The organism is Pseudomonas sp. PDM30, from assembly GCF_019218985.1.
Classification (GTDB): Bacteria; Pseudomonadota; Gammaproteobacteria; order Pseudomonadales; family Pseudomonadaceae; genus Aquipseudomonas; species Aquipseudomonas jessenii.
On sequence record NZ_JAHUWM010000009.1, the window covers coordinates 110,411 to 137,057 of the forward strand.

At 61.6% G+C, this 26,647-nt stretch carries 23 protein-coding genes and 1 pseudogene; 19 read left to right on the top strand and 5 right to left on the bottom strand.

What is annotated here, in order from left to right; all coding sequences use genetic code 11:
• Positions 1 to 85 precede the first annotated feature (85 nt).
• Positions 86 to 430 (bottom strand): DUF6124 family protein, encoded by a 345-nt coding sequence (locus KW840_RS20985; RefSeq protein ID WP_218497516.1) that lies wholly within the window; start codon positions 428 to 430, stop codon positions 86 to 88.
• A gap of 518 nt (positions 431 to 948) precedes the next feature.
• Between KW840_RS20985 and KW840_RS28650 the strand changes: the two are divergent.
• The 7 genes and pseudogenes from KW840_RS28650 to KW840_RS21015 all read left to right on the top strand — a co-directional run.
• A pseudogene (locus KW840_RS28650) lies at positions 949 to 1,044 on the top strand (flavodoxin); the annotation flags it as partial.
• A gap of 40 nt (positions 1,045 to 1,084) precedes the next feature.
• Complete coding sequence (locus tag KW840_RS20990) at positions 1,085 to 1,576, top strand: cupin domain-containing protein (RefSeq protein WP_218497517.1); 492 nt, start codon at positions 1,085 to 1,087, stop codon at positions 1,574 to 1,576.
• 73 nt (positions 1,577 to 1,649) lie between these two features.
• Positions 1,650 to 2,435, top strand: coding sequence for a carboxymuconolactone decarboxylase family protein (locus tag KW840_RS20995; protein WP_218497518.1), 786 nt, complete (start codon positions 1,650 to 1,652; stop codon positions 2,433 to 2,435).
• Between the two features lie 2 nt (positions 2,436 to 2,437).
• The gene (locus KW840_RS21000) at positions 2,438 to 3,508 is read left to right on the top strand and encodes an alpha/beta fold hydrolase (protein WP_218497519.1); all 1,071 of its coding nucleotides are present in this window, start codon (positions 2,438 to 2,440) and stop codon (positions 3,506 to 3,508) included.
• Positions 3,509 to 3,556: 48 nt separating this feature from the next.
• Positions 3,557 to 4,612 carry an alpha/beta hydrolase gene (locus tag KW840_RS21005; RefSeq protein WP_218497520.1) on the top strand — a complete coding sequence of 352 codons (1,056 nt, stop codon included), beginning with the start codon at positions 3,557 to 3,559 and terminating at the stop codon, positions 4,610 to 4,612.
• Between the two features lie 80 nt (positions 4,613 to 4,692).
• Complete coding sequence (locus KW840_RS21010) at positions 4,693 to 5,586, top strand: LysR family transcriptional regulator (RefSeq protein ID WP_218497522.1); 894 nt, start codon at positions 4,693 to 4,695, stop codon at positions 5,584 to 5,586.
• 124 nt (positions 5,587 to 5,710) lie between these two features.
• Entirely contained in the window at positions 5,711 to 6,196 is a 486-nt protein-coding gene (locus tag KW840_RS21015) for a DUF6130 family protein (protein WP_218497524.1), read from the top strand.
• Between the two features lie 104 nt (positions 6,197 to 6,300).
• Here KW840_RS21015 and KW840_RS21020 read toward each other — a convergent pair whose 3' ends face one another.
• A complete protein-coding gene (locus KW840_RS21020) occupies positions 6,301 to 7,278 on the bottom strand; it encodes a LysR family transcriptional regulator (RefSeq protein WP_090456025.1) in 978 nt (325 codons plus the stop codon).
• A 394-nt stretch (positions 7,279 to 7,672) separates the two neighbouring features.
• Between KW840_RS21020 and KW840_RS21025 the strand changes: the two genes are divergently transcribed.
• The 12 genes from KW840_RS21025 to KW840_RS21080 all read left to right on the top strand — a co-directional run bounded on the left by KW840_RS21025 (position 7,673) and on the right by KW840_RS21080 (position 22,680).
• On the top strand, positions 7,673 to 8,002 hold the full coding sequence (locus tag KW840_RS21025; protein WP_090456027.1) for a DUF485 domain-containing protein: 330 nt from the start codon (positions 7,673 to 7,675) through the stop codon (positions 8,000 to 8,002).
• Positions 7,999 to 9,648, top strand: coding sequence for a cation acetate symporter (locus tag KW840_RS21030; RefSeq protein ID WP_090456028.1), 1,650 nt, complete (start codon positions 7,999 to 8,001; stop codon positions 9,646 to 9,648). Before KW840_RS21025 ends, KW840_RS21030 begins: the two co-directional genes overlap by 4 nt.
• A gap of 173 nt (positions 9,649 to 9,821) precedes the next feature.
• Entirely contained in the window at positions 9,822 to 11,072 is a 1,251-nt protein-coding gene (locus KW840_RS21035; RefSeq protein WP_218497526.1) for an OprD family porin, read from the top strand.
• Positions 11,073 to 11,360: 288 nt separating this feature from the next.
• Complete coding sequence (locus tag KW840_RS21040) at positions 11,361 to 13,064, top strand: AMP-binding protein (RefSeq protein WP_218497529.1); 1,704 nt, start codon at positions 11,361 to 11,363, stop codon at positions 13,062 to 13,064.
• Between the two features lie 101 nt (positions 13,065 to 13,165).
• Positions 13,166 to 14,674, top strand: a complete 1,509-nt coding sequence (locus KW840_RS21045; protein ID WP_150813951.1) for a CoA-acylating methylmalonate-semialdehyde dehydrogenase — start codon at positions 13,166 to 13,168, stop codon at positions 14,672 to 14,674.
• A gap of 89 nt (positions 14,675 to 14,763) precedes the next feature.
• Positions 14,764 to 15,654: a 3-hydroxyisobutyrate dehydrogenase gene (gene mmsB / locus KW840_RS21050; RefSeq protein WP_218497531.1), complete on the top strand. Its 891-nt coding sequence runs from the start codon at positions 14,764 to 14,766 to the stop codon at positions 15,652 to 15,654.
• A gap of 2 nt (positions 15,655 to 15,656) precedes the next feature.
• On the top strand, positions 15,657 to 16,745 hold the full coding sequence (locus KW840_RS21055) for an enoyl-CoA hydratase/isomerase family protein (RefSeq protein ID WP_218497533.1): 1,089 nt from the start codon (positions 15,657 to 15,659) through the stop codon (positions 16,743 to 16,745).
• 18 nt (positions 16,746 to 16,763) lie between these two features.
• Positions 16,764 to 17,915, top strand: a complete 1,152-nt coding sequence (locus KW840_RS21060) for an acyl-CoA dehydrogenase family protein (RefSeq protein ID WP_154861920.1) — start codon at positions 16,764 to 16,766, stop codon at positions 17,913 to 17,915.
• Between the two features lie 66 nt (positions 17,916 to 17,981).
• Complete coding sequence (locus KW840_RS21065; protein WP_218497535.1) at positions 17,982 to 19,610, top strand: methyl-accepting chemotaxis protein; 1,629 nt, start codon at positions 17,982 to 17,984, stop codon at positions 19,608 to 19,610.
• A complete protein-coding gene (locus KW840_RS21070; RefSeq protein WP_218497536.1) occupies positions 19,607 to 20,287 on the top strand; it encodes a TetR/AcrR family transcriptional regulator in 681 nt (226 codons plus the stop codon). The genes KW840_RS21065 and KW840_RS21070 overlap by 4 nt, the downstream gene beginning before the upstream one ends.
• A 177-nt stretch (positions 20,288 to 20,464) precedes the next feature.
• Positions 20,465 to 21,649, top strand: coding sequence for a serine hydrolase (locus KW840_RS21075; protein WP_218497537.1), 1,185 nt, complete (start codon positions 20,465 to 20,467; stop codon positions 21,647 to 21,649).
• 107 nt (positions 21,650 to 21,756) lie between these two features.
• Positions 21,757 to 22,680 (top strand): transporter, encoded by a 924-nt coding sequence (locus tag KW840_RS21080; RefSeq protein ID WP_154908504.1) that lies wholly within the window; start codon positions 21,757 to 21,759, stop codon positions 22,678 to 22,680.
• A gap of 67 nt (positions 22,681 to 22,747) precedes the next feature.
• Here KW840_RS21080 and KW840_RS21085 read toward each other — a convergent pair whose 3' ends face one another.
• From KW840_RS21085 to KW840_RS21095, 3 genes are all read right to left on the bottom strand, one after another.
• The gene (locus KW840_RS21085; RefSeq protein ID WP_090456047.1) at positions 22,748 to 23,776 is read right to left on the bottom strand and encodes a helix-turn-helix transcriptional regulator; all 1,029 of its coding nucleotides are present in this window, start codon (positions 23,774 to 23,776) and stop codon (positions 22,748 to 22,750) included.
• Positions 23,777 to 23,830: 54 nt separating this feature from the next.
• Positions 23,831 to 24,787, bottom strand: a complete 957-nt coding sequence (locus KW840_RS21090) for a LysR family transcriptional regulator (RefSeq protein ID WP_090456048.1) — start codon at positions 24,785 to 24,787, stop codon at positions 23,831 to 23,833.
• Between the two features lie 86 nt (positions 24,788 to 24,873).
• A complete protein-coding gene (locus KW840_RS21095) occupies positions 24,874 to 26,646 on the bottom strand; it encodes an acyl-CoA dehydrogenase C-terminal domain-containing protein (protein WP_218497546.1) in 1,773 nt (590 codons plus the stop codon).
• Between the last annotated feature and the right edge of the window lies 1 nt (position 26,647).

Genomic DNA, 26,647 nt, shown 5'->3' on the forward strand with positions numbered 1-26,647 from the left:
AGCCTGCTCGCGAAAAACCCAAGGGCGCCACGGTCCGTCTGGTTTCCCGCGTCATCGTTACCCCCCATCGCGAGCAAGCTCGCTCCTACGGGTCGATTTGATCCAGCACCCGGTTCGCCGTGATCTCCGCCAGCATCACGCTGTTGGAAATGCCCAGCAACGCATTGCGCGCCCCACCGTCCAGGTGATCCACCAACTGGTGGACCATCACATCGACCGACGCGAGGGTTTCGACCAGATAAACCATCAAGGTTTCGGGACTCGCCTGTGGGTCCACGGTGAACAAGGTACCGGGTGTGCGCGGTGTGGCTTTGATATCGGCAATCGAGGGGATGTGAAAATCGGGGGCGGCTTCGTTGAGCCTGGTTGAGTCGGGTTCATTTGGGGAGACCGGATCGGCCTCCGGTGGGTTTGGCGTTACCTTGAACATATTTCTGTCTCCAAAAAATGGAGCCATCACCGACTTGCGACTAAACAAGGGGGTGGCAGCTGTACGCAGGTTAGTCGACCGGGGAGACACGAAACCGGCGCGCCCGAAGGCGCCCTGCGCACAGCTACCATGAAGTGCAGGCATGCAATGACCTGACTGTCTGAATGGAAATACGCTTCGTGAAACCACCAGGCGACTAAACCCGATCACTGATGGGCAGTGACGCGAATCAAGTTACCGATGGCCCCCAAGGCGCACAAGCCGGCGGATTCTGGCGTAACCGTAGGCAACGGCGCAAGGTCTTGTAGCTTGCATGAAGTAACCTTAAACACCTTTAAACAAACACTCTCCGGCGATGTTGAGTGACATGGTGCACTTGCCCGGATTGATGAATAAACCTCATGAACCCTTGCCGATTTACCCGTCTAGTGCTCATCCGTTAGCTCGCTTACTGTTTCCCCAGCGGTCCTGCACCCAGCCGATACCACTGACGTGCAGCCTGACCATCAAAAGCGGGAATTTGGGGTGAAACCACCCCGCCCGTTGTGCGCTCGTTCCTGACGGCCCACGACCTGAGAGGGAAAACCATCATCCCATTCAACACCCACGGCGGCTGCCTCGCAGTTGGCTGACCCGCCTTTAGGAGCAACATTGATGAATCCCTTGATCGCCCCATTGGTGGCCTTATCGCTCATGGCCGGGGAAGCCTGCGCCCAGTCCTCCAACGAGATCCGCATCACCCACGCCGGCTCCCAGCCCTCCGTCAAGGGCGCTGCGGAAAACTTCACCGGCACGGTTCGGGTTGATGGCCTGTTCAAGGGGGACTCCCCTGCCCGCATCGGCGGTGGCACGGTGACCTTCGAACCCGCCGCCCGCACGGCCTGGCATACCCATCCGCTGGGGCAAACGCTGATCGTCACCGCCGGAGTCGGCTACGTGCAGCAAGAGGGCGGCCCACGTCAGGAAATCCGTCCGGGCGACATTGTCTGGATCCCGCCGCAAACACGTCACTGGCATGGCGCGACGGCCACCAACGGAATGACTCACATCGCCATCGCCGAAGCCGAGGACGGCAAGGCTGTCACTTGGGCGGAAAAAGTCTCGGATGCGCAGTACGAAGGTCAATCGCCCGCGCAGGGCTTGTAGCTGTTTGTTGTAAATCAACCTCACTCGAGCACCGCCTGCCAGGCAGTGATGAGCAATGGATGGAGCTTTCACGATGACCACTGACACACCGATTGCACATCGCAAGACCGGTCCCCTCCCCGCGCTGATAGCCCTGTGTCTGGGCCTTGGCTTGATGTCGGGTGTGGCCACTCAGAACGCCGAGGCATCGCAACCCATGACCAGCACACAACCTGCGGCACAAACGCTGTCGGCCAGGCAACAGGCCATTCCACTGATCGCAGCGTTCATGGCGACCAGTGACATGCCCAGGCTCAACGCTGCCTTGAACCAAGGCCTGGATGCCGGCCTGACGGTCAGCGAGACCAAGGAAATCCTGGTGCAGCTCTACGCCTATGTCGGCTTCCCCCGCAGCCTCAATGCGTTGAATGAACTGATGACGGTGGTGCAAGCGCGCCAACAACGCGGCATCCAGGATGCGCCTGGACGCGAACCCAGCCGCGCCATTGCAACCGGTGAGGCATTGCTCGCGGCAGGAACGGCCAATCAAACCCGAATTTCCGGTGGCCCGGTCAAGGGGCCGGTGTTCGATTTCGCCCCGGTCATCAACCGGTTTCTGCAAACCCACCTGTTCGGCGACATCTTCGAGCGCGACAACCTCGACTGGCAAAGCCGCGAGCTGGCGACCGTCGGCGCTCTGGCCGCAACGCCGGGTGTGGAGTCGCAGTTGCGCTCGCACATGCGGGCGAGCCTGCGGGTGGGGTTGAGCGTGGAGCAATTGCGCCAAGTCATCGAGGTACTGGCCGAGCACGGCGATGGACAATCCGCCAAACGTGCAGGCACAGCCCTGACACAGGCACTTGCTGCCTCGGGAGGTTGAACATGAAGACTGGAAAAAACCTGCTGAACATCACCCTGCTGAGCGTGCTTGCCGCCTATGCAAACCATGCCAATGCCGCCGCCCCCTTGATGATTCAGGAGCAAGGCAGCTTCGCCGCTGGCGGGACGATGATCACCGCACCGGGCTCGTTCAATCCGCGCAAACCCATGACCCCTGATGGCCAGACTTACCACGGCGACCATGCCTACACCTTCTACCAAATCCCGGTCGATGCGCGAAAACTGCCCATCGTCATGTGGCACGGCGCAGGCCAGTTTTCCAAGACCTGGGAAACCACCGCGGATGGCCGCGAAGGCTTCCAGAATATTTTTCTGCGGCGCCAGTTCGGCGTGTATTTGATCGACCAGCCGCGTCGTGGCGATGCCGGCCGCAGCATGGTCGAAGCAACGGTCAAGCCTGTCCCGGACGAGCAGCTCTGGTTCAACCAGTTCCGTATAGGTCTGTGGCCCAACTATTTCGAAGGTGTGCAGGTTGCCCGGGATGCGCAAACGCGCGATCAGTTTTTCCGCGCGATGACGCCGAATACCGGTCCGTTCGACATGGGCGTGGCCTCCAATGGCGTGTCGGCGGTCTTCGACAAAATCGGCCCCGGCATCCTGTTCACGCACTCTCAGGGTGGCGGGCCTGGTTGGTTGACGGCGATCAAGAACAACAAGGTCAAGGCCATCGTGGCTTTCGAGCCAGGCAGCAGCTTCGTCTTCGCGCAGGGTGAAGTACCCGCGCCGATTCCCAGCGCGTTCGACACGGTACAAGGCGCAGCGGTGCCGATGGATCAGTTCATGGCGCTCACGCGCATTCCGGTCCTGATCCTCTACGGCGACAACATCCCGGAGCAAGCCGTCGACCTGCCCGCTCAGGACAGCTGGCGCGCCCGACTCACCATGGCCCGACTTTGGCGCGATGCCGTCAACAAACACGGCGGTGACGTGAGGCTGATCCACTTGCCGGATATTGGCATCAAGGGCAATACCCACTTCCCCATGTCGGATCTGAACAACGTGCAGATCGCGGACCTGGTGTCCGGGTTTCTGACAGAAAAGCATCTGGATTGACGACTTCAGCACATTTTTAACGCGCCTTTTAATGCTCCGGAGACACTTATGAGAAACACAATTTTGAAAGCCTCGCTGATGGCCGCCATGGTCGGTATTTCTGCTGGCGAAGCCGGCGCCGCCGACTACAAAAAGAACCCATTCACCCTGGCTTACGACGGTGCAATTACCAAGAATGAACCCGGCAAGGTCAACATCCATCCGGTCACCTACAAGCTCAATGGCCTGGACATCGCTGCCAACGTCTACACCCCTGCCAACTACGATGCGAAGAAGGCTTATCCGACGGTGGTGGTGGCGCACCCCAATGGCGGCGTGAAAGAGCAAGTCGCCGGTTTGTATGCCCAGCGACTGGCTGAACAAGGCTACATCACGATTACCGCCGATGCCGCGTATCAGGGCGCAAGTGGCGGACAACCGCGCAGCATCGACAAGCCCGCGTACCGCATCGAGGATATCCACGGCATGGCGGACTTCATCACCCAGTATGCTGGCGTCGACGGCAAGCGTCTGGGCCTGCTCGGCATCTGCGGTGGCGGTGGCTACTCGTTGGCCGCCGCGCAAACCGACAAGCGATTCAAGTCGGTGGCGACCGTGAGCATGTTCAACTCTGGCCGGGTGCGTCGCAATGGCTACAACGACTCGCAACTGGGCACCATCGAGCAACGCCTGCAACAGGCTTCCGCTGCCCGCGCCCAGGAAGCGGCCGGAGGTGAAGTGCTCTATTCGGGCGATGCCAACCTCACCGATGAGCAGATCGCCAAACTGCCGTTCGAGCTGTATCGCCAGGGTTATGAGTACTACTGGAAGACCCATGCCCACCCAGACTCGACCTTCAAGTACACCACGAGCAGCTTGCTGGACCTGATGCGCTTCGACGCCACCAACCAGATCGAACTGATCAATCAGCCATTGCTGATGATCGCCGGTAGCAAGGCCGACAGCCTGTACATGACCCAGGATGCGTTCCCCAAGGCCACCGGTACGAAAGACAAAGAGTTGTTCATCATCGACGGCGCAACGCACATCGAAACCTACTGGGTTCCCAAGTATGTGGACGCTGCACTCGACAAGTTGACGCCGTTCTACGCAAGAACCTTGTGACTGGCTCGTTGGGGTCGCGCATCCATGCGGAACCTGATTACATGGAATAATCCCGCGCTCCGCATGAGAGGCTCTCATCAATGTCCCGCGCCAATCTCAACGATCTGCAAGCCTTCGTGGTCATTACCCGCGAAGGCAGCTTCACTCGCGCCGCCGCACAGCTGGGCGTCTCGCAGTCCGCGCTGAGCCACACCATGCGCGCTCTCGAAACCAGGCTCGGCGTTCGCCTGCTGACCCGAACCACGCGCAGCGTATCCCCCACAGAGGCTGGCCAGCGGCTGTATCAGTCCATGGCGCCGCGCTTCGACGAAATTGAACTTGAACTGGCTGCGGTCAGCGAGTTTCGCGATACCCCGGCAGGCAACGTGCGGATTTCAGCCTCCGAACATGCGGCGAACAACATCCTTTGGCCCAAGCTGTTGAAGGTGCTTCCCGACTACCCGGACATCAAGGTCGAAATCACCGTCGACTACGCCCTCTGCGACATCGTCGCGCAGCGCTACGACGCGGGCGTGCGTCTGGGCGATCAGGTGGCCAAGGACATGATCGCCGTCCCGATCGGCCCCCCGTTGCGCATCGCCGTAGTGGGGTCTGCCGACTACTTCAAACAGCGGCCGTATCCGAAAGAGCCAAGGGATTTGGCCGCACATAATTGCATCAATTTGCGCCTGCCCACCCACGGGAACCTGATGCAATGGGATTTTGAGAAGGACGGTCACGAACTCAAGGCACGTGTCGAAGGACAATGGACGTTCAACAGCAGCGTGCCGATCCTGCGCGCTGCTGTCGCCGGATGCGGGCTGGGGTTCCTGCCAGAAGATATGGTAGCCAGGGAGCTTGCCGACGGAAGCCTTGTGCGGGTACTCGAAGACTGGTGCCAGCCTTTTGCCGGTTACCACCTTTACTACCCCAATCGCCGTGAGCATTCGTCAGCGTTCGGCGTAGTGGTGGACGCGCTGCGTTACAAGCGCTGAGTCGTCCATGGTCAACATGCCTGGATGGCACGGATGAGATACGTGAGTGGTTCCAGTTTCAAATAAACACTGGGAGATACTCGGGTTGATCTAGGCTTGAATGAAATCACGCGGGAAAAAAACCATGTCCCTCGCCCCCGGAAATCTATTGGCCCTGGCTTTGGGTGTCTTCTTTTGCACAGCCGTGTACGGACAAGGGGTAGCAGACACCGATTCCCCACCGGCAATACTTCCATTGGCATCCGAGACTGCGCCAAAACTCATTGCCTACCCGCCGCTTGCCGAGCCACTCGCCCGCGGTGTTGTCATTATCCAGTATCGAACAGAACACGCCAGGATCATGCCGGTATTTGGCAAGGCAGCTGTTGAAGTATCACCACGTCTCGGTCACCTCCACGTGACCGTCGACGACTGGAAAGGCACATGGGCGCACACCAGCGAAGACCCGATCATCCTGGTTGGACTGCCGCCCGGCACTCACAAGGTTCTTCTTGAAGTGGCCGACCCGACTCACAAAATCCTCACCAGTACGACAGTGAGTTTTATCGTTCCGCAGAAGAAACCGGCGGACGCTCCCCACATTGACAGTGATCACGCAGTAAAACCATGACGATTGAGTGTTCATAGCTGACTGCGGTGGTGTGAGTAGCCTCTGATTTCGAAAACACATCTGACCAACTACTTCGCTTTACTTCTGGCTGCACAACTCCACCCTCAGGGTGACGGTAGATAGCCCATCACACGTGACTCGCCCATCAGCAGCGGGCGATTCAGTTCCGCACAAGCACGCAAGTACTCGGCCACCAGAGTGACCCGCTTCAGCTTGCGCAGGTCCTCGCTGTAATACATCCAGAACTGCCGCGTGATCTCCACTTCACCGGGCAGCACTTCGCACAGGCGGGGATCGGGGCCGGCGAGGAAGCAAGGCAGGATCGCCAGCGCCCGCCCCTCCAGGGCTGCGTGGTAATGAGCCACCACGCTGGTGCTGCGCAGGCGACTGTTGGCGCCGGGCATCAGGTCGTTCAGGTAGAGCAGCTTGAAGCTGAAGGCCAGATCCTCGACGTAGGTCACGAACGGGTGAACGGCCAGGTCCTCGCGACAGCCGATCGTCGGATGACTGGCCAGGTACTCCGGCGTCGCATACAGACGCAGGCGGTAGTCGCACAATCGCGAGCACACATAGGGACCGCGCTCGGGCCGTTCCAGGGTGATGGCGATGTCCGCCTCGCGCCGTGACAGGTTGATGAAATGCGGGACCGGCAAAATGTCCGCCGAGATATGCGGGTAGTGCTCAAGGAAGTGGCTCATCTGCGCAGTGATGAAACAGGTCCCGAAGGCTTCGGTACAGCCGATGCGCAGGTGCCCGGCGAGCCCCCCGGTGGTGCCGAAAACCTGCTCGCAGGCTACCAGCAGCGTACTTTCCAGGGATTCGGCATGGCTGACCAGGCGCTGCCCCTCCACGGTCAGGACAAAACCTGCGGTTCGCGACTTCTCGAACAGCAGAGCACCCAGGCACTGCTCCAGGGCGCGGATGCGCCGCGACACCGTGGTGTAGTCCACCCCCAGGCGGCGAGCTGCACCGCTGGCGGTGCGGGCACGGGCGACCTCGAGGAAGAAACGCATGTCGTCCCAGTTCAGTGGGTTCTGCGTTGTGCTTTTTTGCATATCCATCGGGCTTTTCTGCCAATACATATGGGAAATATGCACTTATATACTCGCATCTCACCCAACTTGGCCAGCGTCGTTTTCAGGCCAGGAAAGCCCCCCACCCCAATAATAAATACCGAGGGCTGACAGCATGAGCGCATGGATAAACACCGGCTTGCACGCCGGACTCAAACAGCTGCGCAACAGCGCAATCGCGGCCACGGTTCTCGTCTGCCGTTGGCCCGATCCGCTGCTCGCCGCGCAGAGGATCGGGCTCGCCCTCCTGCACCGCCCTCTCTCCACCGCAAGGTCATCCGGGCGGCAATAACTCCAGCACATCAGCATTCAGGTGGCGTCCCGCATGGGGTCGCTGCCCGGGTACCCGTACGCCCCTCAAAAGGCCGAACAACAAAAACAACTAGAAATGCGGAGCCGCACCATGACGACCGACCATCCGAACCACGTCCAGACCTGTGCACTGGTCAGGGCCAACCCCAAGTTCCACCGCCTCGCGCGCCAGCGTGCACTGCTGGCCTGGACGCTGAGCGGCGCGGTCCTGGCTATCTATTACAGCTTCATCATGGTGGTGGCTTTCGCCCCTGCCTGGCTGCACCTGCCGCTCTACGACGGCAGCCACCTCAGCCTCGGCATGCCAATCGGCGTGACGATCATCCTGTTGTCCTGGCTACTCACCGCCTGGTACGTGCACAGCGCCAACACCCGCTTCGACGTACTCAGCTCGCAGATCCTGCAGGAGTCCCGCGCATGAAACGCCTGTTCGCCCTTCTCGCCCTCAGCCCTGTGCTGGCCCATGCCGAGCCCATCATTGCGCAGAAGCAACCGCTCAACCTGCACGCCATCGGCATGTTTTTCGTCTTCGTCCTCGCCACCCTGCTGATCACCTGGTGGGCGGCACGACGCACCCGCTCCGCCGCCGACTTCTACAGCGCCGGTGGCGGCATCACCGGCTTCCAGAATGGCCTGGCAATCGCCGGTGACTACATGTCGGCGGCAACTCTGCTGGGCCTGTCGAGCCTGGTCTTCGCCAAGGGCTACGACGGCTTCGTCTACATCATCGGCTTCTTCGTCGGCTGGCCCATCGTCACCTTCCTGATGGCCGAACGCTTGCGCAACCTGGGGCGCTACACTTTCGCCGACATCGTCTCCTACCGCCTCGATCAAACCCGCGTGCGCAGCTTCGCCGCCCTCGGATCGCTGACCGTGGTGTGCTGCTATCTGGTGGTGCAGATGGTCGGTGCCGGTCAACTGATCAAACTGCTGTTCGGTCTCGATTACCGCACGGCGGTGGTGGTAGTCGGACTGCTGATGCTGGTCTATGTCATCTTCGGCGGCATGCTCGCCACCACATGGGTACAGATCACCAAGGCGGTCCTGCTCCTGGCGGGCGGCACGACCCTGGTGCTGATGGCCCTGAGTCGCTTCGATTTCAGCTTCGAGACGCTGGCCGCCCAGGCTGTGGCCGTGCATGCCAGCGGCGTGCAGATCATGGGCCCGGGCACCTTGCTGGCCGACCCGATCAACGCGGTGTCCTTATCCCTTGGGCTGGTCTTCGGCATTGCCGGCCTGCCGCACATCCTGATGCGCTTCTTCACGGTGCCCAATGCCAAGGAAGCGCGTAAATCCGTACTGTTCGCCACGGTGTTTATCGGTTTCTTCTTCCTGGTGGTCTGCGTCCTGGGCTATACCGCCATCGTCATCGTCGGCACCGATCCTCAGTACTACGTCGATGGCAAGCTCGGAGGGGCCATGATTGGCGGCAGCAATATGGTAGCCATGCACCTGGCAAAGGCAGTGGGTGGCAACCTGTTTCTCGGTTTCCTCTCCGCCGTGGCTTTCGCCACCATTCTCGCAGTGGTGGCTGGCCTGGCCCTGGCCGGTGCCTCGGCCATCTCCCATGACCTTTACGCTTCGGTATTGAAGAAGGGCTGCGCCGACGAGAAACAGGAAATGCGCGTGTCGCGTATCGCCACCATCTGCCTGGGCATCGTTGCGATCGCCCTCGGCATTCTGTTCGAGGGGCAGAACATCGCCTTCCTGGTCGGCCTGACGTTCGGCATCGCCGCTTCGGCGAATTTCCCGGTACTGATCATGGCCATGTACTGGGGCGGCCTGACCACCCGCGGCGCCCTCTATGGCGGCCTGACCGGCCTGGTCAGCGCGCTGGCCCTGGTGATCGGCTCGCCGTCGGTGTGGGTCGGCGTACTGGGGCATGCCCAGGCGCTCTTCCCTTACGACCAGCCGGCGCTGTTCTCCATGCCACTGGCCTTCCTGGTCATAGTGGTCGCTTCCAGGCTTGACCGCAGCGAACGCGCCGACCGCGAGCGCGCCGCCTATGCCGACCAGTTCGTTCGTGCCCAGACCGGCCTTGGAGCTGCCATGGCCAGCAGTCACTGACGCTGCTTTTTCCGGGGTTGACGCCCCGAGCGCGAGTCCGCTCCTTTGCTTCGCGCTTTTTTACGCCCGACCTGCGCCGCTCGGCGCAGGACACCCCAGAGGCGCCCCTCCCTCGCCAACGCCAAGCGGCGCGGGAGCGGCTCGTCGACAACAAAAACAACAAAAGGCAACCAATGAAACCCACCACCCTCACTCTGTTCCTGGCCGGCACCGGCCTCGCCGCACAGGCTCACGCCGATTTCTTCGCAGACAGCACGGCCAGGCTGGAAACGCGCAACTTCTATTTCAACCGCGACTTCCGCCAGGCCAATGCCGCCCAGTCCAAGCAAGAAGAATGGGCCCAGGGTTTCCTTCTGCGCTACGAATCCGGCTATACCGACGGCATGATTGGCGTCGGTATCGACGCTCTTGGCCAGCTCGGCGTCAAGCTCGATTCCAGTCCCGATCGCTCCGGCTCTGGCCTGCTCAAGCGCGATAACGAGCCGCCCAAACGCGCCAAGGACGAGTATGGCGAACTGGGCCTGACGGCCAAGTTCAAAGCGTCCAACAGCGTGCTCAAGCTTGGCACCCTGACCCCGAAGTTGCCGGTGCTGTTGGCCAATGACTCGCGCCTGTTGCCGCAAACATTTCGCGGTGGGCAGTTGAACGTCCAGGAGATCAAAGGCCTGAGCGTTGATGCCGGGCGCGTGGATCGGGTCAACCAGCGCGACTCCTCGGACTACGAGAAAATGGCGATCACCACCACCGGCGCCAAGGGCATTGTCAGTGGCCAGGCCCGCAGTGACGCCTTCAATTTCGCCGGCCTTGCCTACCAGTGGAACGACCGGCTGAACACGGGCTACAACTACGGCGGCCTGGACGACTTCTACCACCAACACCAGTTCAGTCTGGTCCACGTGCTGCCGCTGGGCGCAGGCCAGACGCTCAAGAGCGACCTGCGCTACGCCCGCTCCACCGACGACGGCAACAGCAACATCGACAACAACGCCTTCGGCGCCATGTTCACCTATGCCCTCGGCGGCCATGCCTTCGGTCTGGGCTACCAACGCATGAGTGGCGACACCGGCTTTGCCTACGTCAATGGCAGCGACGCCTACCTGGTCAACTTCGTGCAGATCAACGACTTCGCCAACAAGGACGAGCGTTCCTGGCAGGCGCGCTACGACTACAACTTCGCGGCGCTCGGCATTCCCGGCCTGACCTTCATGACCCGCTACCTGGCCGGCGACAGCATCGATCTGGGCGCCCGCAGGCCTGAGGGTCGCGAATGGGAGCGCGACACCGACATCGGCTACGTGGTGCAGAGCGGCTCGCTGAAAAACCTCGGTCTCAAGTGGCGCAACGCTACGGTGCGCACCGCCCACTTCGGTAACGATCTCAACGAGAACCGCCTGATCCTCAGCTATACCCTGGCGCTCTGGTAAGTACCCGCACAAGGCGGGCGCTGTTTGCATCGTTTGACGGTGCGGGCAGCGCCCGCCTTGTGCATTTCTGGCGTATCAGGGATGCCGCAAGCCTGTGCTTTTTTGCACAACGCACGGGACTTTTTGAGCATTCTTATTTGATTTATGCCTGCCTATACTCGATTCAACCGCCTGGCCATGAACCAGGTCAGTCCCAATAAAAATAAACAGGGCACCCACCGTGAAGCTATCTTTGCTTGCCGTCGTCTCCCCACTTTCAGGTACCCGCGCGCGTCTCGGGAGACTCCAATGAACAACAACTGCCAACCCTTCCTGGCCGCTCGTGACTTCCTGCTGGCCCACCGTACCGACTACGCCACCGCCGTGCGTGACTTCCGCTGGCCGCAGCTGAGCGAATTCAACTGGGCGCTGGATTACTTTGACGCCATGGCCGAGGGCAATCAGGCCAATGCCCTGTGGATCGTCGAAGAGGACGGCAGCGAACAACGCTACAGCTTCCAGCAACTGGCCGCGCGTTCCAACCAGGTGGCCAATCACCTGCGTGCCCTCGGCGTGCGCCGTGGCGAACGCATCCTGCTGATGCTCGGTAACGACGTCGCCCTGTGGGAAACCATGCTGGCCGCCTTCAAACTCGGCGCCGTGGTCATTCCCGCCACCGCCCTGCTGACCCCCGATGACCTGCGCGACCGCATCGAGCGTGGCCAGGTTCGCCACCTGGTAGTCGGTAGCGCCCATGTCGACAAGTTCGTCGGGCTGGGTGAAGACTGCAGCCGCATCTGCGTTGGTCCGTCCCCCGCCGGCTGGACCCCGCACAGCGCCGCCAGCGAACATTCTGAGCAGTTCGAAACCGAGGGCCGCACGCTGGCCACCGACCCGATGCTGCTGTACTTCACCTCCGGCACCACCTCCAAGCCGAAGATGGTGCTGCACAGTCACCAGAGTTACCCGGTCGGCCACCTATCGACCATGTACTGGATCGGCCTGCAGCCGGGCGACCTGCACCTGAACATTTCGTCCCCGGGCTGGGCCAAGCACGCCTGGAGTTGCCTCTTCGCACCATGGAATGCCGGCGCCTGCATCTTTATCCACAACACCGCACGCTTCAGCGCGCAAGCCCTGCTCGGCGTGCTGGAACGCTACGGCGTCACCAGCCTGTGCGCGCCGCCTACCGTGTGGCGCATGCTGATCCAGGAAGACCTGGCCAGCTACAAGACACGCCTGCGCCTGCGCGAACTGGTGGGCGCCGGTGAGCCGCTCAACCCGGAGATCATCGAGCAGATCCTGCACGCCTGGGGCCTGTTGCTGCGCGACGGTTTCGGCCAGTCGGAAACCACCGCCCTGGTCGGCAACACGCCTGGCCAGCGGCTCAAGCCGGGGTCCATGGGCCGTCCGCTGCCGGGCTACCGGGTGACCATGCTCGACCCTGATGGCGTGCCGGGTAACGAAGGCGAAGTGGCCCTGCCGCTGGATGTGCGCCCGCTCGGCCTGATGCTGTGCTACGAGGACAGCCCGGAAAAGACCGCCGAAGTGATGCGCGACGGCTACTACCGCACCGGCGACACCGCGCAGATCGACGAAGAGGGCTACATCACCTTCGTCGGCCGCGCCGACGACGTGTTCAAGGCTTCCGACTACCGCATCAGCCCCTTCGAGCTGGAAAGCGCGCTGATCGAGCACCCGGCGGTGATGGAAGTGGCCGTGGTCCCAAGCCCCGACCCGGTGCGCCTGGCAGTGCCCAAGGCCTATCTGATCCTGGCCCATGAAGCCCAGGGCAGCCTCGAACTGGCCGGCAGCATCTTCGCTTTCGCCCGCGAGCACCTGGCGCCCTACAAGCGGGTGCGGCGCATCGAATTTGTCAGCGAGCTGCCCAAGACCATCTCCGGGAAGATCCGCCGGGTGGAACTGCGGCAAATGGAAACGCAGCGCCGTCAGGGCGACGCACGTGGCCCGCAGGAATACTTCGAAGAAGACTTCCCGCAACTCAAGGGCTGAACCCAGGCTGGTACGCCGGCCCTTCTGAATCCAAATCCGACCGCTCGGCCATCCAGGCCGAGTGGCTTAACTCGACCCAAAGAAAGTAGGCAGAACTAAAAATGACCTCTTCCAGCATTCCAAGCGTCAAGCTTCTCATCAACGGCGAATTCGTCGAATCGCGCAGCACTCAGTGGCGCGACGTAGTCAACCCGGCCACCCAGGAAGTCCTGGCCCGCGTCCCCTTCGCCACCGCCGAGGAAATGAACGCCGCCGTTGCCAGCGCCAAGCAAGCCTTCAAGACCTGGCGCAAGACCCCGATCGGTACCCGTTCCCGTGTCTTCCTCAAGTACCAGCAGCTGATCCGCGAGAACATCAAGGAACTGGCCGCCCTGCTGACCGCCGAGCAAGGCAAGACCCTGCCGGATGCCGAAGGTGACGTGTTCCGCGGCCTGGAAGTGGTCGAGCACGCCGCCAGCATCGGCAACCTGCAGATGGGCGAGTTGGCCAACAACGTGGCCAACGGCGTCGACACCTACACCCTGCTGCAACCGCTGGGCGTGTGCGCCGGCATCACCCCGTTCAACTTCCCGGCGATGATCCCGCTTTGGATGTTCCCGATGGCCATTGCCACCGGCAACACCTTCGTCCTCAAGCCGTCCGAGCAGGACCCGCTGGTGACCATGCGCCTGGTGGAACTGGCGCTGGAGGCCGGTGTACCCAAGGGTGTACTCAACGTCATCCACGGTGGCGTCGACGCGGTGAACCTGATCTGCGACCACCCGGATATCAAGGCCGTGTCCTTCGTCGGCTCGACCAAGGTCGGCACCCACGTCTACAACCGCGCCACCCAGAACGGCAAGCGCGCGCAATGCATGATGGGCGCGAAAAACCATGCCATCGTCCTGCCCGATGCCAACCGGCAGCAGACCCTGAACAACCTGCTGGGCGCCTCCTTCGGCGCCGCCGGCCAGCGCTGCATGGCTCTGCCCGTGGTGATCCTGGTCGGTGAAGCGCAGGCTTGGCTACCGGACCTGATTGAGCGAACCAAGACCCTCAAGATCAACGGTGGCACCGAGCCGGGCACCGACATCGGCCCGGTGATTTCCTGCGCCGCCCTGGACCGCGTCAACGGCCTGATCGCCAGCGGCATCGAAGAAGGTGCAAAGCTTGAACTGGATGGGCGCAACCCGAGCGTGCCGGGCTACCAGGACGGTAACTTCGTCGGCCCGACCATTTTCTCCGGCGTCACGGCGCAAATGTCCGTGTACCGCGAAGAGATCTTCGGCCCGGTACTGTGCGTCATGCACGCCGCCAACCTGGATGAGGCAATCGAGATCATCAACGCCAACCCGAACGGCAACGGCACTGCCCTGTTCACCCGTTCCGGCGCTGCGGCGCGTCACTTCCAGGAAGAGATCGACGTCGGCCAGGTCGGCATCAACGTGCCAATCCCGGTACCGGTCCCGCTGTTCTCCTTCTCCGGTTCGCGCGCCTCCAAGCTGGGCGACCTGGGTCCCTACGGCAAGCAAGTGGTGACCTTCTACACCCAGACCAAGACGATCACCCAGCGCTGGTTCGACGAGGACGACACCAGCGGCGCGGTGAACACCACCATCACCCTGAAATGACCTTTGCCGGCCGGCGCCTTGCGTCGGCCGACGACAAGCGCGCGCAGGATTTCCTGCGCCACTGCCCCCTATCGTAAAAGGTAGCCAACATGCATATCGGATTTCTCGGCCTCGGCAACATGGGCGGCCCAATGGCCCGTAACCTGCTCAAGGCTGGCCACAGCCTGACCGTCTTTGATCCCTTCCCCCAGGCGGTCGCCGCCCTGGTGGAGGCCGGCGCCAGCGCCGCCGACTCGCCCGCCGCCGTGGCCAAGGCCAGGGTCGAGGTGATCATCACCATGCTGCCGACCGCCGAACACGTGAAGCAGGTCTATCGCGGCAAGGACGGCCTGCTGGCCAATATCGGCCCAGGCGTGTTGCTTATCGACAGTTCGACCATCGACCCGCTGAGCACCCGCGAGGTGGCCAAGTACGCCCTTGCCCAAGGCAACCCAATGCTTGACGCGCCGGTATCCGGCGGCACCGGCGGCGCGGCGGCAGGCACCCTGACCTTTATGGTCGGTGGCCCGGACAGTGTGTTCGACCAGGCCCTGCCGATCCTCTCGGTCATGGGCAAGAACATCGTGCACTGCGGCGCAGCCGGCAACGGCCAAGTGGCCAAGATCGCCAACAACATGCTGCTCGGCATCTCCATGGTCGGCGTCGCCGAAGCCATGGCCCTGGGTGTGGCCCTGGGCATGGAAGCCAAGGTGCTGGCCGGGATCATCAATACCTCCAGCGGTCGCTGCTGGAGCTCGGAGGTCAACAATCCGTTCCCGGGTGTACTGGAAAACGCGCCGGCCTCACGCGGCTACAGCGGCGGCTTTGGCAGCGACCTGATGCTCAAGGATCTGGGCCTGGCCACCGAAGCGGCCAGACACGCGCGTCAACCGGTCGCGCTCGGTGCTGTAGCCCAGCAGCTGTACCAGACCTTCAGCCTGCAAGGTAATGGCGGCCTGGACTTCTCCGCCATCATCCAACTGTTCCGCGGAGAAGCCTGAGCATGAGCGAGCAGCAAGCCCCGGTGCTGGCCAGCGTACGCAACCGCGTCGGCCACCTGACACTGAATCGGCCAAGCGCGTTGAACACCCTGGACCTGCCCATGGTGCGCCTGCTATGCCGGCACCTGTGGGCTTGGGAACAGGACCCGCAGATCGTCGCCGTGACCATTCGCGGCGCCGGTGAAAAGGCCTTCTGCGCCGGTGGCGACATTCGCATGCTGTACGACAGCTACATTGCCGGCGACAACCAGCACGAGCTGTTCCTCGAGGAAGAGTATGCCCTCGACGAATACCTGCATGGTTACACCAAGCCCGTGCTGGCGCTGCTCGATGGTTTCGTCCTCGGCGGCGGCATGGGCCTGGCCCAGGCCGCCTCGCTACGGGTGATCACCGAGCGCACGCGGATGGGCATGCCGGAAGTCGGCATCGGCTTTTTCCCCGATGTCGGTGGCAGCTATTTCCTGCCGCGCCTGCCGGGGGAACTGGGAACCTATCTGGGCATCACCGGCTGCCAGGTGCGTGCCGCCGATACCCTCTATGCGAACCTTGCCGACTACTACCTGCCCAGCGAACGGCTGGCCGAGCTGGATGCCTGTCTCGACCACCTGAACTGGACCGCTGCGCCCGACGAAGACTTGCAGGACCTGCTTGCCGACATGGCTACAGAGCGTCTTGCCGGGTCCGAGCTCAAGGCCTGTCGCCAGGCGATCGACGAGTACTTCGCCTTGCCCGATGTCCCGGCCATTCGTACCGCGCTGCAGCGAGAACAACGCCCTGAGCTGCAAGACTGGGCCGAACAGACGGTGAAACTGCTCGACAGCCGCTCGCCACTGGCGATGGCCACGACGCTTGAGTTGTTGCGCCGTGGTCGTTACCTGAGCCTGGCCGAGTGCTTCGCTCTGGAGTTGCACCTGGACTACCAGTGGTTCGACAAGGGCGACCTGATGGAGGGTGTGCGCGCCCTGATCATCGACAAGGACAAGCGCCCACGCTGGAACCCGCCAACCCTGGCAGAGCTGGAACCTGCCCGGGTGCAGGCCTTCTTCAACGAGTTTCAACGCGCCTGCGGCAAGCCCGTACGCACCGCCTGATCGGCAGGAGACTTTGCAATGCACGATATCGAATTGACCGAAGAACAACGCATGATCCGCGACATGGCGCGCGACTTCGCCCGCAGCGAAGTCGCGCCGCATGCCCAGGCCTGGGAGAAGGCCGGCTGGATCGATGACGCCGTGGTGGCGCAGATGGGCGAGTTGGGCCTGCTGGGCATGGTCGTGCCGGACACCTGGGGCGGCAGCTACACCGACTATGTGGCCTACGCCCTGGCCGTGGAAGAAATCTCGGCCGGCGACGGTGCCCTCGGCGCGCTGATGAGCATCCACAACTCGGTAGGCTGCGGCCCCCTGCTGAAATACGGCACCCCCGCGCAGCAGGACAGTTGGCTGCCGCTGCTGGTCAGTGGTCAAGCGATCGGCTGCTTCTGCCTGACCGAGCCACAGGCTGGCTCCGAGGCGCACAACCTGCGCACTCGTGCCGAACTGCGCGACGGTCAATGGGTACTCAATGGCGCCAAGCAGTTCGTCAGCAACGGCAAGCGCGCCAGGCTGGCCATCGTCTTCGCCGTGACCGATGCGCAACTGGGCAAGAAGGGGCTGTCGGCCTTCCTGGTACCGACCGACAACCCCGGCTTCGTGGTCGACCGCAGCGAACACAAGATGGGCATCAAGGCCTCCGATACCTGCGCGGTGACCCTGAACAACTGCACCATCCCCGAGGCCAACCTGCTGGGAGAACGCGGCAAGGGCCTGGCCATTGCCCTGTCCAACCTGGAAGGCGGCCGCATCGGCATCGCCGCCCAGGCCTTGGGCATCGCCCGCGCCGCCTTCGAGGCAGCCCTGGGCTATGCCCGCGAACGCGTCCAGTTCGGCAAGCCGATCATCGAGCACCAGAGCGTGTCCAACCTGCTCGCCGACATGCACACCCGGCTCAACGCCACCCGCCTGCTGGTACTGCATGCGGCGCGCCTGAAAAGCGCCGGGCAACCGTGCCTTTCCGAAGCCTCCCAGGCCAAGCTGTTCGCCTCGGAAATGGCCGAGCGCGTGTGCTCCAGCGCCATGCAGATCCATGGCGGCTACGGTTACCTGGAAGACTACCCGGTAGAGCGCTACTACCGCGACGCGCGCATCACCCAGATCTACGAAGGCACCAGCGAAGTCCAGCGCCTGCTGATCGCCCGCGAACTGAGCCACTACGCGCTCTGAGCTCCTCCAGCCGGACGCGACTGCCGCGTCCGGCTTTTCCCTGTCTTGCCCCTTGTGGAGCTGCCCATGCCCGGCTTGCGCAATATTTCCATTAGCCGCCGTCTGTGGCTGATTTTGCTGACATCCATCCTGATGCTGCTGATACTCGCCGGCCTGATGCTCAAGCAGAGCTATAACGACCTTTATACCGCCAAGGCGCTGAAAACCCGCCACGTGGTCGAGACCGCCAGCGGCATCCTGCGTCACTTCCAAAGCCTGGAAGGCCAGGGCCTCAGTCGTGAGCAGGCGCAGCAGCAGGCCATCGCGGTCATGCGCGACTTGCGCTACGACCGCGAGGATTACTTCTGGCTCGAAGACCTCGACACGCGAATGGTCATGCACCCCAATGCCGGGCTCGAGGGCAAGCGCATGGCCGGTACACTCGATCCGGACGGCAAGGCGCTGTTCGACGAAATGGTCGCCACGGCCAAACGCGATGGCGCCGGCCTGGTGCACTACCGCTGGCCCAAACCGGGTTCTGACACGCCGGTGGAGAAGGTTTCCTACGTCGAATTGTTCAAGCCCTGGGGCTGGATTGTCGGCTCGGGCATCTACATAGACGACGTGCAAGTCGAGTTCCGCCGCCAGCTGATTCAGGCCTGCGTCATATTGCTGACGATCGCCCTGCTGCTCAGTGCGCTGATCCTGCTGATCGCCCGCAGTATCGCCTCGCCACTGGCGCGGGTGGTCGATGCGATGGAGAACATCGCCAGCGGCGAAGCCGACCTGACCCGCAATCTGGATAACCGCTGGCGCGATGAACTGACAGACTTGAGCGGCCATTTCAACGTGTTCACCAACAAGCTGCGTGGCGTGATCGGTCAGTCCATACAGTCCGCTGACAGCCTGGACCAGGCTTCGAAGTCGCTCGGCGAAATCGCCGCCGATAGCCAGAACCACAGCCAGCAGCAATCGCAGCAGATGGAACTGGTGGCCGCCGCCATCCACGAGGTCTCCTACGCCGTGCAGGAAGTGGCGAAGAACGCCGAGCACGCTGCCAATGAAGTTCGCCAAGCCGAAGAACAGGCGCGTCGGGGCCAGCACAACATCGACATCAGCCTGCTCCAGATCGACCAGTTGTCCGATACCATCGGCCAGGCCGTCGAGGTGATCCAGAGCCTGGCCCGGGAAAGCACCCAGATCGGCAGCGTGCTGGAAGTGATCCGCGCCATCGCCGAGCAGACCAATCTGCTCGCGCTGAACGCCGCCACCGAGGCGGCGCGCGCTGGCGAACAGGGTCGCGGCTTCGCGGTAGTAGCAGACGAAGTGCGCCTGCTGGCCCAGCGCACCCAGCAGTCCACCGCGCAAATACAGGACATGATCGAGCGTCTGCACGGCAATTCGGAAGCTGCAGTAGATGTCATCAATGCCAGCAGCCAAGCCGCTCGACAAACCGTGGAACAGGCTCACCAAACGGCTGAAAGCCTGCACCAGGTACTCGGCGCACTGCGCAATGTCACTGAACTGAACGCCTCGATCGCCAGCGCCACCCTGGAGCAGTCACACGTGGTCGAGGACATCAACCAGAACGTGACCCGCGCAGCCTCCCTGGCCCACGAAAGTGCCCAGGCAGCAGACCGGTCCAACGAGGCGAGCCAGGAACTGGGCCAACTTGCGGGTCAGCTCAATCGGCTATTGGGACAGTTTCGCGTATGAGGTCGATGAGTCACATGCAGCCCTCCAAAACCCTTTTTGCCGTGCCTGTCGACGAAGAACGCAACACGCGTTACCTGGAAACCCGGCACAAGGCTGTCGAGCTGTTCGCCACGCATGGTTTCAGCCGAGTCAGCATGCGCGATCTGGCCACTTGCCTGGGGATCACCGCCGGCTCCCTCTACAACCACATCGATAGCAAAGAGGAACTGCTGTTTGAACTGATCGAGGAGCTCTACGAAGCGTTGCTTGACGGCGCCAGCCTGGTGACCCATCGCAAATCCGCCCCCACCGTACGACTGCACGGCCTGCTTGAGGCGCACCTGCGGCTCCACGAGCGTATGGCCGCACATTTCCGCCTGGCTGAGTACGACCTCCATTGTTTGAGCTGCGAACAGCAAGCCTCGATTCTGACCCTGCGCCGACGCTACGAGCAGCATCTGGTGGAGACCATAGACCAACTCACCGGTAAACCGGCTAGCGTCACCCGGCGCGCGACCGTAAGCGGCATCGTGTCCTTGCTCAATCAACTACCGGCCTGGGTTGGGCAGCCCAAGGCCGGCATTGGAGCACGCCGCAAGCTGCTGCATGAGATGGTGATGAGTACCCTGCAGGGTGCATTGCGGGCAACTGAGACGGCAGTCGTTCACGCATCGCCCTCCTCCCAAGCACTTAAATAAGTACCTGATTCCGACACCCTCTGCCGGCAGCCGACAAACCCTCGGATTTTATTTTCTTACTCTCCACTGGCCCCGATGTTCATCGCTTCACGTCGGGCCAATCAGTCCTGCCACTGCACACCCACCATAAGCTCCAGCCCAGCGGGCTATGGGTCGGGTGTAAGGAGAATAAAAATAATGAATCCAGGTTTTACATCATCACTCAACCACTTGCTCGATGCTGCCACGGCTGGATCGCAGCGCGTCCCAGGCGTAGTCGCGGCAATAGTCGGGCGTGACGGTCTGGTCTATGAGGGTGCATCAGGTCAACGGACGCAGGGTCAAGCCCCTGCCATGACGACCGACAGCGTTTTCGCCATGTTTTCCACGACCAAAGCGATAACCGCCACGGCGGTGCTGCAGTTGTTCGAACAGGGCCGACTGGATCTCGATGCGCCTGCCAGGAACTATGTGCCGATGATCGGCGAACTGAAGGTGCTCGAGGGGTTTGATAGCGACGGAACGCCTCGCCTTCGCGCCCCCAGAAAACACATCACCACTCGAATGCTTCTGCTTCATACGGCAGGTCTGGGTTATGAGTTCTTCAACGAAAACTACAACCGACTAGCCCAGGAACAAGGACAACCCAGCATCATCAGCGGGTCGTTGGCGGCGCTTCAAACACCCTTGCTGTTTGAGCCGGGTGAACAGTGGGAATACGGCTCCAACATGGATTGGGCCGGTCTGGTGGTCGAGGCCATCACCGGCAAGCGTCTGGGTGAAGTCATGCAGCAGCGTATTTTCGAGCCGCTGGGCATGACCGATACCGCCTTTACCATGACCCCGTCGATGCTCCAGCGGCGAGCCAGCATGCACCAACGCGCAGAGGATGGATCGCTTTGCGCACTCGAGGATTTCATCCTGCCACAGGCTCCCGAAGTGCACATGGGAGGCCATGGCCTGTATTCGACCGTGAAGGATTACTGTCAGTTTATCCGTGCCTGGCTTAACGATGGACAGGGGGATCACGGACGGATTCTCAAACCGGAAACGATTCGTTTCGCTGAAAAAAATGGTCTCGAAAACCTGAAAGTAAAAGCCCTCCCCGGCGTTATCCCCAGTCTCACCAATACCGCAGAGTTCTTCCCGGGCATGCCCAAGTCGTGGGCGATGAGTTTCATGATCAACGATCAAGATGCCCCCACCGGTCGCCCTGCGGGTTCTTTGGCGTGGGCCGGATTGGCCAATCTTTTCTATTGGATCGACCGCAAGAACGGCATCGGCGGTTTTTGGGCCACTCAGATATTGCCGTTCGCCGATTCCGTTTCGGTCAATGCCTATCTGGATTTCGAAACGGCGGCCTACCGCTATCTGACCCGCTGACCCGGCACTGATTCGATGCAGATCGCATGAGAGCCCCCCGGGGCTCCAGGCGATGCTGCACGAAAAAATTCCTCTCCAAAAACCAACAAAAACAAAACAGGTGACTCATGGAGATCTCCACACGTACCCCTGCGCGCGTTCGGCCCTTGGTGCGCGCACTTGACACTTCAACGATCGGTGCCGGCCTCGTGCTGGCGATTCTGGCGGGCAACGCCCAGGCCATCGATGTGGACGCCGGCGAATACACCGCTGCGCTTCCAGCCGGCAGCAATATCGGTTTGCTTTACCTGCAGCATGCGCAGCGGCGCTCGCTTTACAGTGATGGTCACAAGGTTGCGATCAAAGCGGGGCTCGACTCGGATATCGGCATACTGCGCGCCGCGCATTACCAGCAGTTGGGCGACTACACGATCAATACACAGTTCCTGTTGCCCTTCGGCCGCCTGGAAGGAACACGCGATAACGACTCGCTGGGACAAACCAGTGGCATGGGCGATCTGATTCTGGCGTCCACTCTATGGCTCGTGAATGACCCGGCGAAAAATCGTTACTGGGGTATTGCACCCTACCTGTACGTGCCGACCGGAAACTATGACCGCAACGATGCACTCAACCTTGGCGAAAACCGTTGGAAGATGACATTGCAGACAGGCTATGTGACCGGTCTCACTGAAAAACTTTCCCTGGACCTCACCGCGGATGTGACCTTCTTTGGCAAAAATGACGACCTCACGAGTCAAGACCTGACGTTGCGCCAGAAGCCGCAGTGGCAAACCCAGACCTACCTGAGGTACGCCGTGACACCAAAACTTTCGGTGCATGTCGGTGCGTCTCGACTCTGGGGCGGTGAGACGCGCATTGACGGTCAGGATCAGAACGATGAACCCGACACCAGTAAATACCGTGTCGGCTCGTCATACTGGATAACCCCCTCCTTCCAGGCCCTGCTCAACTACGGCCAGGACGTCTCGGTCGACAACGGTTTCAAGGAAAACCAGCGGGTTAACCTAAGGCTGTTGTGGGTGTTCTGACCCACAGTGAATGGCACCGAGAGCGGGCTGGACACCGCTCTCGGTGCCCTCGTAGCGCCTCCAATCGCTAGCGCAGCCGGCGCTGCAAGGTCTGGGAGGGTAATTCACTGAAACGCTTGCGATAGATCCCCGCAAATTCACCCAGGTTCAGATAACCCCAGCGAAAGGCGATGGCCGAAACGGTGGTTCCCGATTGCGGGTCCGCCGCCAGCAAATCGCGGTGCGCCCCCTGCAATCGCTGCTCACGCAAGAACGCACCGGGCGTCATGCCGCGAAAACGCGCGAAGGCACCACTCAATGTCCGTACACTGGTCCCTACCGCACTGGCAATCTCACCCATCGTCGGCAGGCTCGCAGCATTGGCACTCATGAACTCTTCGGCAGCCCTGACATAACGGGGTGCAATCCGGTTCAGTGGACTATTCAAATCAAGCCCTGCCCGCCCGGCGCGGCCAGCCCATTCTTGCAGCATATGAACGCAAAGACTTTGCTCCAGGTGAGTACCCATTCGCCCTTCAGCCATGTGTGCGGGAGCTTCGGCAATACAACGAACCGTGTACTCCAGCAAACTCAGCCAGCTCGACCCGACTCCGCCGATGACGCACTTGTGTCTCCAGAACTGATCATCGGGCACGAACCCAAACCACTGCTGCGCCATCCGCTCCAATACGGCATGAGGAATGGTCAGATTCAGTTGCAGGTGATCAGGGTCGAGGTCGATCCGGTAATCGACACGACTGCAATCGGCAACGAATGATTCACCCATTGCCGTATCCTCAGTGACGGAACGCCGGGTCCAGTGCCGGGCATTGCCGCGAATAGTGGTAAGCAGTAGCGCATTCCCGGCTTCGGGCGAAAATTCATCGACGCTCACCGGCACGCCATAGGCAAAACGAGTCAGCGTCAACTCGCCAATCCTGGACGAATGCATGGTGGCGTGCGGCTTGATGGCCTGCCCTTTGGGTGCCACACGGTAGGGCATATACATGCGATCCGACCAGTCGCTGATTTCATCCCACTCGGTTGAAAAACTTTTGTGATGCTGGTGAATCGGCTTGCCGCTGGCATCGGTTAACAACGCATGTTCAAGAAGCATAGAGACACCTGATTTTTATTTTTTTAGGGTCCAATCGATGGCCAGACCTGCAACTCAGAGCAACGGCGGGTAGACCATCTGGTGTGATTCGCCCATCAGCAGCGGACGATTGAGCTTCGCGCAAGTGCGCAGGTAGTCGGCCACCAGGGTAATCCTCTTGAGGTTGCGCAGGTCCTCACAGTAGTACATCCAGAACTGTCGCGTGACCTCCACCTGATCCGGCAGCACCTCGCACAGGCGCGGGTCGGGACCGGCGAGGAAGCAAGGCAGGATCGCCAGTGCGCGCCCTTCCAGAGCCGCATGGTACTGGGCGACCACGCTGGTGCTGCGCAGGCGGCTGCGCGCGCCGAGCATCAGGTCGTTCAGGTAGAGCAGCTTGAAGCTGAAGGCCAGATCATCGACGTAGGTCACGAACGGGTGACCGGCCAGATCCTCGCGACAGCCAATCGGCGGATGACTGGCCAGGTACTCCGGCGTCGCATACACACGCAGGCGGTAATCGCACAGCCGCGAGCACACGTACGGACCGCGCTCGGGCCGTTCCAGGGTGATGGCGATGTCCGCCTCGCGCCGTGACAGGTTGACGAAGTGCGGGACTGGCAAAATATCCGCCGAGATATTCGGGTAGTGCTCGAGGAAGTGGCTCATCTGCGCTGCGATGAAACAGGACCCGAAGGCTTCGGTACAGCCGATGCGCAGGTGCCCGGCAAGCCCTCCGGTGGTGCCGAAAACCTGCTCGCAGGCTACCAGCAGTGTACTTTCCAGGGTTTCGGCGTGGCAGACCAGGCGCTGCCCCTCTACGGTCAGCACGAAGCCTGCGGTTCGCGATTTCTCGAACAACATGGCGCCCAGGCTCTGCTCCAGGGCGCGGATGCGTCGCGCTACCGTGGTGTAGTCCACCCCCAGGCGGCGGGCTGCACCGCTTGCGGTGCGGGCACGAGCAACCTCGAGAAAGAAGCGCATGTCGTCCCAGTTCAAGTGACCTTGCGTTGTACTTGTTTGCATATTCATCAGGCTTTCCTGCCGTACTTTGAGAGGGCCAGTGAATAAAAAGCGCGGGCCCGGGGAGTGGCAAGGCACCGCGCAACGCTCAATCGTCAGAACTGTTCGTCAGCAAGGCCGTACAGTGGCGCACTGCCGGCGCGGATGCTGGCTTCCAGGCTCAGCGTCCGTGGCAGCAAGCGGGCGAAGTAGAACTCGGCAGTGGCCAGTTTGGCAGCGTAGAACGGCGGGTCCCGGTCAAGTCTGGACCGGGCCACGGCGGCCATGCGCGACCACATGTAGGCGTAGGCGACATAGCCGAACAGGTGCAGGTACTCCACGGAGGCTGCGCCGACTTCATTGGCGTTGGCTTTGGCCTGCTCCAGCAGCCAGTTGCTGAGGCCCTCCAGGCGCTCCAGGGCCTTCAGCAGTTCGCTGCCATACGCGCTTTCGTGGTGCAGCGCGAAGTGGCGGACTTCCCGAGCGAACAGGCGTAGCGCGACGCCATCATTGGCCAGCACTTTGCGTCCGAGCAGGTCCAATGCCTGGATGCCATTGGTGCCTTCGTAGATCTGTGCAATGCGCACATCACGGACCAATTGTTCCTGACCCCATTCGCGGATGTAGCCATGGCCGCCGAAAACCTGCTGGCCGTTGATGCAGCTTTCCAGGCCGGTGTCGGTAAAAAACGCCTTGGCCACTGGCGTCAGCAGCGCAACCAGGATCTGCGCGCAATCGCGCTCGCTGGCATCGTCGGAAAACTTCGACAGATCCAGCTGTTGCCCGACATAGCAGGCGAATGCGCGACCGCCTTCGGTCATGGCTTTCATGCCCAGCAGCATGCGCCGCACATCCGGGTGAGCGATGATCGGGTCGGCCGGTTTGTCCGGGGCCAAGACACCGGTGGGCGCCCGACCTTGAACGCGTTCGCGAGCATAGGTGACGGCGCTCTGGTAGGACGCCTCGGCGCAGCCGATGCCCTGAATGCCAATCGACAGGCGTTCGTAATTCATCATGGTGAACATCGCCGCCAAGCCTTTGTTCTCTTCACCGACCAGCCAGCCACTGGCGCCGTCGAAGTTCATCACGCAGGTGGCCGAGGCCTTGATGCCCATCTTGTGTTCGATCGAACCGCAACTCACGGCGTTGGCCGCGCCGAGGGAACCGTCGGCATTGACCAGGACTTTAGGTACGACAAACAGCGAAATGCCTTTCGGGCCAGCAGGGGCGTTCGGCAGTTTGGCCAGTACCAGATGAACGATGTTTTCAGTCAGGTCCTGATCGCCCCCGGTGATGAAAATCTTGCTGCCGGTGATCCTGTAGCTGCCGTCAGTCTGAGGTTCGGCGCGGGTGCGGATCAGCCCCAGGTCGGTACCGGCATGGGCCTCGGTGAGGCACATGGAGCCGGCCCAGCGGCCTTCATACATCGGCGGCAGATAGAGGTTTTTCAGGGCGTCGCTGGCGTGGGCGTCCAGCGCCAGGCAGGCACCGGAACTCAATGCGGAATACAGCGCAAAACTTGAGTTGGCGCCGTAGAGCATCTCTTCGAACTGCACGGCCAGCATTTTCGGCATGCCCATGCCACCAAACCCGGGGTTGCCGGACAGTCCCACCCAACCGCCTTCGATGTAGGTTGCGTAAGCCTGTTTGAAACCGATGGGGGTGGTGACCCGGCCTTCATGCCACTGCGCGCCTTCTTCGTCGCCACTGCGATTGAGGGGCGCAATCAGGTGCGAGGTGACTTTTGCCGCCTCCTCAAGAATGGCGTCTGCCGTATCGGTGTCGATGCTGTCGGTCAAGGCCGGCAGGCGCGCCCACATGGCCGGAGCATCGAACACTTCGTGCAGCACAAAGCGCATGTCGCGCAGCGGGACTTTGAATTCGGGCATA